At 43.1% G+C, this 1,489-nt stretch carries 2 protein-coding genes; both read left to right on the top strand.

Translation table 11 applies throughout. The annotated features are described in order from the left end of the window. Nucleotides 1-157 precede the first annotated feature (157 nt). Nucleotides 158-640 (top strand): hypothetical protein, encoded by a 483-nt coding sequence (locus tag S1OALGB6SA_RS02400; protein WP_124032434.1) that lies wholly within the window; start codon nucleotides 158-160, stop codon nucleotides 638-640. A 164-nt stretch (nucleotides 641-804) separates the two neighbouring features. Then, nucleotides 805-1,080 carry a hypothetical protein gene (locus tag S1OALGB6SA_RS02395; RefSeq protein ID WP_124032433.1) on the top strand — a complete coding sequence of 92 codons (276 nt, stop codon included), beginning with the start codon at nucleotides 805-807 and terminating at the stop codon, nucleotides 1,078-1,080. The last annotated feature ends 409 nt before the right edge of the window (nucleotides 1,081-1,489 follow it).

Here is a 1,489-nt window from a genome sequence, read left to right as displayed (position 1 = left end):
AACACCAGACTAATTGCAGCAGCCATCCTCACCTATTCCTTGCTTAAGGCTTTGCCTCAAGCCAAATAACTCCTGTTCACCTGACGCTGATGACTCCCAAGGTGAGATGGACAGTCTAACCGTGGGGTCTAGGGGCTGCGACACGGATGGAGCGGCTGTGACTGCTGCTCTTCTAGAACCTACTCCGATTGGAGAAAGTATCATTGGCGGAATTATACTGCGATGGGCACTTTCTAAGGCTAAGGCTCCTGAAGATGGTGTTGTTGTTGAATCTGAAAAGCCTGAAGATGATACTGTTCCGTCTGAAACGCCTGATGATGCGGCGACGCCTGATACGCCCAAGCCTACTATTGAAGGCCAAAAGACAGAAAGTAGTGCGCGACCCAAAGTTATTGATGAAGATACAGATATGAGTGATCCATCCACTTGGCCATTGCCAGAAGGTGTGATGAAGGAGAACTTACGGAAGGTGCTCCATCTAAAAATAAACCACGAGCAAGAAGCGAAAAGAGTTGGTATGATGGAGAAGGTGGAGAATGGAGACCGCATAAATCGGATGATCATCATCCAGAGGGACATTGGAACTATAAGCCACCACCAACACCGAATAAATATCCTGAATAGGACAATATCCCTGTAGATGGAAATTGACGCCAAAGAATTGGGAGTTTATGAATGATACGTATTGACTACACTGAAAAATATTTAGTAGGAGAGCCAGGACCTAATTTTTACTGGATGGGAAATCAGTATGATTATATTTCTATTCTAGCTTAAATACATCCGTTGGCTTGTAAAGATGGTGTGGAAGTAGTGCTCACAGATTTACCTCAAATTTCTGAGATTAATGGTTTTAAGGTTGTAGGTAGATCGACAGAAAGTGAAAAATGGTATTTGGCCAAGAAAACTGGTAAGGAAATTGCGATGGAGGTAGGGTTTGGTTTGTGGGAGGAAATCTTAGTCTCTTTTTTAAGGATAACTTTTTCTCCTTGTCATGCGTATTTAGATTTTGATGAGGACGAGTTCTTTGAAGATAGGATTCAAGAAGGTGCTAATTTTATTATCAGTTCTGAGTGGTAATCGTGATAAGCGTGCTATTTCCAAAAGCCCAAAAGCAATTCAAAAACGCTAGCTGAATTTAACATAACCTCATACCTAAAACCGCAAGCTCTAAAACCCACGCTTTTTCTTCAGGGAGAGAATACCTTATCTTCCTGCCCTTCCGCCATTCTCTTCAGCATCAAAACAAAAACTTAAGGCACAAACTCGCGCATTTTTTCCATGAAGGAAATTTCATATCTTCCTGAACTTACGATATTCACTTCACTATAAGAATTGAAAATGCTGGCACAAGCTTGAGCACTAAACTTAAGAGGCTCGTGCATTTTCTTCTTGACCATGTTTTCGTGTCCCAAGCCGCCCCCACCTGCAGGCCCCTCACCAGCCCCGCCCCTTCGTCCTCATGTGGCGTAGATACTAAACAGAACAC

This window comes from Olavius algarvensis spirochete endosymbiont, assembly GCA_900608495.1.
Classification (GTDB): domain Bacteria; phylum Spirochaetota; class Spirochaetia; order DSM-2461; family DSM-2461; genus UBA2779.
The sequence above is the reverse complement of the archived record's forward strand: the minus strand, read 5'-3'. Positions and strand labels throughout refer to the sequence as shown.